This window comes from Gluconobacter vitians, from assembly GCF_015244565.1.
Lineage (GTDB): Bacteria > Pseudomonadota > Alphaproteobacteria > Acetobacterales > Acetobacteraceae > Gluconobacter > Gluconobacter vitians.
This window is the reverse complement of record NZ_JABCQG010000044.1, coordinates 1-6069: the sequence shown is the minus strand read 5'-3', so window position 1 is coordinate 6069 and position 6069 is coordinate 1. Positions and strand designations below refer to the sequence as shown.

Here is a 6069-nt window from a genome sequence, read left to right as displayed (position 1 = left end):
GTCGCGAGCGAAGCCTGCGATCGCTGTAGTGCTGCTCGCACGGCGTGCGTGGTCGTGGCGCTGCCATGACGTATCTGTCCCATAAGGCTTCCTTCCACTCGCGTGAAAATACCACACCATCAAACCCCGGGACTAAACACCTAATGCTGCACAATCCAAGTCCGCCTGGATTTCGCTGGTCGATCTGTCGCTGACCGAACTGCTGGCGCTCGATCTCTCGCATCTGCCCGAAGGGATGGGGCCGACAGCGCCACAGGCATTAAACCTCCAGACCCGCGATAGCTTTGCCGCCGAAGCGGCCGCAATCCTCGACAAGCGCCTCGCCTGGCTCACGCCGAGCCGCGATGAAAGCCACGCCGGCCCAATACTGACGCCGGAAGCGGTAGAGATCTGGGCAACTGGCGATGACGGCCAGCCCGATGACGAAGGGCCGGCGCTGAGCATTCAGGGTGGGCGTGAGCGTGGGCTTATCCTCCATAAGCTACTTGAAGAGGTGCTGACCGGCGAGACCGATGCCGGAGAGACGGCTTTGGTCGATCGGGCTCGGGCACTGATCCTTGAAATCGGCAAGCCGGTGATGGACAATCCTACCCAAGGCTTGAGCCCCGGCGAACTCGCCGACTGCGTGGTACGGACGCTCAACCTGCCGGAAATCGCCGAACTAAGGCCCAATCTGGTGCCTGAGCTAACCGTCTATGCAACGGTTGAAGGCGAAGGGGTTGAACAAGCGATGGTCGGTATTGCCGATGCGACCAGTTTCGATAGCCACGGCAAGCCTTCTGTCGTGATCGACTGGAAGAGCGATGTGCAGTCGACAGCCATGACGATAGAGCATTATCGTGCTCAGGTTCGCGCTTATCTGGACATGACTGGCATTGAGCGTGGGCTAGTTGTGCTGGTGACGTCCGGTCAAGTAGTCACTGTCAATCCACTCCCGACAGCCGTCGAGGGCTGAAACGTTAGGAGGTAAGACAACGATTTTGAAGCGAACAATGCCCAAACATCGCGTTCAAGACGATCTGTTCAGTAAAGAGATGTCGTATCTTCTAAAAATCAGTGAACATTGAGATAATTTTACTCAGAAGGATTGTATAGTCCCATGAATCAAGCACAAGATAAAATCACGGCTATTTTGCACACACGACGTAAAGAATTACCAGAAATTGAGCGGCAGATTGCACGATGGGAAAAACTCAAACAGGAACTTAGCAGTCTGGAAAGTGCTGTCAGTACACTGCGCAAACATGAAACCACTGATGGTCAGACTCAACAGACACTCAGTACGCTTCGATTCAGCCCTGTTTACGAGGCTATTTCGGACACTGTGGCCAGTCTCAGCCTGCTTAAGGCACGTTTTAGCCGGTCAACTTTGAATATCGGGGTCAGTGGTCGTGCGCGCGTGGGTAAAAGTACTCTGCTTCAATCGATCTCTGGGTTGGATGATGAGCAAATTCCCACTGGAAGCGGCTTACCGGTCACTGCGGTGCGCAGTCGAATTTTTCATTCCGTGCATTCACGCGCAACCCTGACCTTACACAATTACGAGAGTTTTCGCGTGGATGTGTTGCAGCCTTATCATGCAGCGCTAGATTTACCCGAAGCACCACAAACACTGGAGCAGTTTGCCAGCTACCTGTATCCGCGCTCAGATGTTGAGTTGTCCGAGGCGAAACAACAGGAATCAACCGCCATTCCCGTGCTGCGGCGCTTAAAAGAAATGCAGGCAGCGCTTCCCTCCTATCAGGAGTATCTGACGGGCGCGGAGAAAGTCGTCGGTCTTGATGATCTGCGCAAGTTTGTTGCTTACCCGACAGCAGAGGAGGAAGATGCTGCCCACCATACGGGACGACCTGCTCCGCGACCTTACCTAGCTGTCAAAGATGTGCAAATTGAATGCCCGTTCCCTTACGCACAGGTTAACGAACTGGGAATTGTTGACTTGCCTGGATTGGGCGAACTCGCGGCGAATGCTGAGGAGCATCATCTCGAAGGTCTGCAAAACGACGTCGATCTGGTAATGCTTGTCAAAAGACCCCTTGAAGGTATGGCCTATTGGGGAAAAGAAGATGGCGCAGCAACCAACCTGCTGGATAAAGCACGGGGCTTCATTCAGAACAGACGTGATTTTGTGTATCTTGTCATCAACACAGGCGGAGTAGACGAAGCCAAAATCAAGGCTTTGCGCGGAGACATTCTTCGAAGTGTCAATGATGGTCAGCCGGATAAACATTTCCATGTATTAGAGACAAATACTGCTGATCCGAAAGATGTATACGACAATGCTCTGGTGCCCGTACTGAATCACTTGGCTGAACGGCTGCCGGTGATGGACAAACAGGTGCGCGACGGCACTACGGCCTTGGCATCGAATGTCACTCAGCGGGTGGAGCAGATCCTAGGAGATATTGCAGCAGCACTTGTAAAAGGCAAAAGCAGTAATCTCGATAGTAGCGAACAGGAAAGTCTAATTCGCGAGGCTGACGATTTACGTCTGAAATTAGCTGTCAGTCTGTCCGAAGAAATCACTGAACTGCATAAAAAAGCACGGCAGGATTCCGGTCCTGAATTCCAAGCTTACGAGGATGCGGTAGATCAGGCTTACAACAACGTGAACGCATGGATCGACAATGGCTTTGGACACGGCGTCGAAAAATGGTGCGGGAATGCTTACGCCAGATTTGCGCGTGACAGAAACTCTGCCGGATTTGCTGGCGACGAACTCAACCATATAAGAGTTGAAATAAGCAACTTTTTTTCAGGCATTGATCAGCATTTTGAAACAGCGCTCGATGCATTGTGGAATCACTTAGCTGACGACATTATCAGCCCCCGTTTTGGCAATCTGTTGCAGGGCAATAGTGGAGGTGCGGCGCTTTCCACACTCTGCCATCTGATGGCAGAGGCGGAGGAACCTTGCCAAGGTCTGTCTCAGGCTGTACAGGAATTACTTGCATTGCGTCTTGACTATCGCACCCAATTGCACCCGAAAGTTCGTCGTGCACTTGACGATTTGCAAAGCGAGGTTGAGGACCCCGAAACGGGCGAAAAAAAAGCACGGTTTACTGTAGACCTTAACCCCGCCGGAGCCGAACGGTTATTGCGTGAAATGGCAAGTTTGGCACGTGCTGCAGCTTACAGAACACGTAAAGCCCTGATGCAAGAAGCTATGGTACCTGCATTAGTGATCCACGCTGCTGTGGAACAGTTTGATGACGCGCTGATTCGATCGGGTGATTCGGAAAAAGAGTTCCGGCGTATGGCGCGATGCTATCGCGACGACATCTGGCCGGGTCTTTTCGCGGGCGTTGAAGCCGCAACGGCGAAAGGTGTTGCGGTCATAAATGCCGTCAAAGCTGTGCGGCATACTCTCGCATCGTAACCATATTGAAGACGGAATACCGGAAGTGCCTTCGCGTCGAGACAATGGCGCGAAGCATGACATTTGAAGGAAGTAAAAATGAACGACAAAGCGTCAGAGTTTAAAATCGCTATGATAGCGCCTAGCCGAATTGGGAAAACCTCGTTGGTAACGGCTGTCCTGCAGGATACAAAAGAATTATTATCCGGTACCCCGTTAAGCATCAGACCTTCGGATGCCAAAACCAGTGCCCGAATCAATCAACACGCTAACCAGTTACGCGGCTCGTTACGCGAGCGAGAATTTGACGCGGGAGCTATGAGTGGCACTGAGGCATCGTTTGAGTTCAATCTTTCGCTCAACAGCCCAGGGAAGGAAAAAAATGGTCTGAACCTCAAGCTGCTGGATTTCCCTGGTGGATGGCTACCCAACCTCTTGCATTGGGAAGGTTCTAAAGAACAGAACGAATGCGCAGCGTTTGTACGACAAGCCTCAGTGCTGTTGCTTGTCGTAGATGCTAGCCTGATAATGGAAGCGAGTAGCAGTCGTGAGAAGCGTGCAATCGACGCTATTCTGAATATTGCCGAGACCGAACAAATTGTCGAGGAATGGACTAAAGAACGACATGCACTTTCGAGTGAACCAGCTCTTGTAATAATCTGTCCTGTAAAATGTGAGAGTTATTTCGCCGACAATGGTGGGAGTCGGGACAAATCAGAAGAATTGTATCAGAAGATTTGGCAATTGTACGGTAATTTAGTGGACATAATTATTGCCGAAGATCCTGGCGAGATTGAAATTTTGTACATGCCTGTTGATACAGTCGGCTGTGTAGAATTTTCACATGCTGACTGGGCTGATTTGGACACCGCTACACCTTTATTCAGACCATCTTTTTGCGTACGAGGCTCTGGCAAACAGAAAGTATCAGGAGCAAATGATATTTTACTGGCTGTGTCGAAGCAGATCATTCGGTACGAGGAAAAGCGCAGGCAGAAAACAGCTGAAAATTCAAAAAGAATAGCAGAAGAAGCCCGTAAACATGCGGAGAATAAGGGATTTTGGGAAAGTATTGCCGGCATTTTTGGAGAAACAACGAGCGATAAGGCCGCGAAGGTAGCCCGTGAGAATGCTGATATAGCGATTAAAAATGCCACTACTACCGCCGAGCTAGTGCAGGCGCTGGCGAACAAGAAATTTGGTAAACGTGTCAAAGCTATCAGCACGGGCGAGAAGAGCTAATGGAAATCCGGCTTCAAACTCGTGGCGTCACGCATGATTATGCTTTTCTCGGAACAACTCCCGAGGATTCTTGGTGGACTATACCCCTTTACAAGGATGCTACGTCCTTTGAACAACCCACTTTAATTCTTGAACGGCTGCAGGGAAACCAATGGCGCTGTTTTATTAGTGGAATCCCTTCATCTAGGCGGGATCGCGTCGAGACGCGAATACGCTATTCGATGGCTCTTAAAGGCAATGTTGAATCCGACCAAGGGACGTTGTTCAAGCTGCTCGCCTATGTGCTGGACATCTTTAAGAACAATCCGGTTTCGGAAAATAATCGGCTGACCAAATTGCTTGACGGAGAGGTGAAGGATTATGCCGATGAATGGCTTGGTGGAAACCTAGAGCAGGCAAATATACATCTAAATGAACTAGAGAAAAAATTTGTTGATATGGAGCCATGTTCTGTTGAGTTGCCGAAACTGAGCGAAGAGTTGCGAGGTATTTTAAAGAACGCGTCAGGTATCCCTTCCATTGCTGCGATACTTAACTTCATTGGTGGAAGTAAAGAGCCATTAGTAGAACATTTACAGTCTCAGATGATGCCTTCTCAGGGAAAAATTCTGATATTGCCAAGTCCTATAGCTGGTGGGCAGTTTACAAAATTTTTTATTTTAAGTCCCCCGTTTCGCAATCTAACGCTTGGGAGCGATAACAAGATCCCTTTTCCTATGGGCCTTCAGGGGGACAATCCGACGACTGAAGGCCATGACACTACAAGACAATCAATTCCTGTGCGAAACGTCAAACCTAAAAGCAGAGTAGATTTTTATGGAAAGGCACTGACGATCGCTGTTATCCTAATTGTAGTGCTGTTTCTAATAGTTAAGTGGTATAATATTACCAATTGATAGCAAGTCATACCTGATTTTTACTTTGGTCGGGTTGGACGTCGGAGGCCGAGTATCATGCCTCTAAGAACAGCATAATTGTCGCAGGCGGTGTTTCCTAACTAACGATTTTAAATGGTTGAATATTCAGATGGCCCGTCTGTCCCCCTCCCTGATTGGTCAGCTGCAAGTAATTCGATTACGGGTGGGAAATCAGTTGCGACAGAGCAGGAGCTTGCCAGAGCCGAGTTTCACGGATTTCTTAGAGATATTTAAAGTTAGTTCCTGATACTCCGCTCACAACCTGGAGGGTTCGAAAAACCTTCTGGATTTGAGGGTTCCTCTGTGATTCCATCTCTCCTGTGTTGATTGGGGATGATGGCAGATGAAGCAGCCTGGTTTCTTTGATGTTGAAGAGCGGCTGGCCCGGTTAAGCGGGCTTGGCGATCAGAGGTGGTCCCGTCTGTTCGGACAGTTTTTGGGTTTGAATAAGCTATACCCGGTTATTGTTATGCCGCCATTCTGACGGCGTTGCTGTTGGCCCTCTGGTCCGGGGTTAACCCCGGGCCAGATGGCGTCGGCGCGCCATGATAC

The 6069-nt window shown here is 49.9% G+C and carries 4 protein-coding genes; all 4 read left to right on the top strand.

The features are described 5' to 3' along the window. Positions 1-235 precede the first annotated feature (235 nt). The 4 genes from HKD24_RS14590 to HKD24_RS14575 all read left to right on the top strand — a co-directional run bounded on the left by HKD24_RS14590 (position 236) and on the right by HKD24_RS14575 (position 5496). Positions 236-955 carry a PD-(D/E)XK nuclease family protein gene (locus HKD24_RS14590; RefSeq protein WP_194260906.1) on the top strand — a complete coding sequence of 240 codons (720 nt, stop codon included), beginning with the start codon at positions 236-238 and terminating at the stop codon, positions 953-955. A 144-nt stretch (positions 956-1099) separates the two neighbouring features. Next, entirely contained in the window at positions 1100-3379 is a 2280-nt protein-coding gene (locus HKD24_RS14585) for a hypothetical protein (RefSeq protein WP_194260905.1), read from the top strand. A 78-nt stretch (positions 3380-3457) separates the two neighbouring features. Next, entirely contained in the window at positions 3458-4600 is a 1143-nt protein-coding gene (locus HKD24_RS14580; protein WP_194260904.1) for a hypothetical protein, read from the top strand. Continuing rightward, positions 4600-5496, top strand: a complete 897-nt coding sequence (locus HKD24_RS14575; RefSeq protein WP_194260903.1) for a hypothetical protein — start codon at positions 4600-4602, stop codon at positions 5494-5496. Before HKD24_RS14580 ends, HKD24_RS14575 begins: the two co-directional genes overlap by 1 nt. Positions 5497-6069: the final 573 nt, after the last annotated feature.

Bases quoted from the DNA above. Each gene is read 5' to 3' on its own strand.
- HKD24_RS14590 (WP_194260906.1), top strand. From the start codon at position 236: ATGGGGCCGACAGCGCCACAGGCATTAAACCTCCAGACCCGCGATAGC.
- HKD24_RS14585 (WP_194260905.1), top strand. From the start codon at position 1,100: ATGAATCAAGCACAAGATAAAATCACGGCTATTTTGCACACACGACGT.
- HKD24_RS14580 (WP_194260904.1), top strand. From the start codon at position 3,458: ATGAACGACAAAGCGTCAGAGTTTAAAATCGCTATGATAGCGCCTAGC.
- HKD24_RS14575 (WP_194260903.1), top strand. From the start codon at position 4,600: ATGGAAATCCGGCTTCAAACTCGTGGCGTCACGCATGATTATGCTTTT.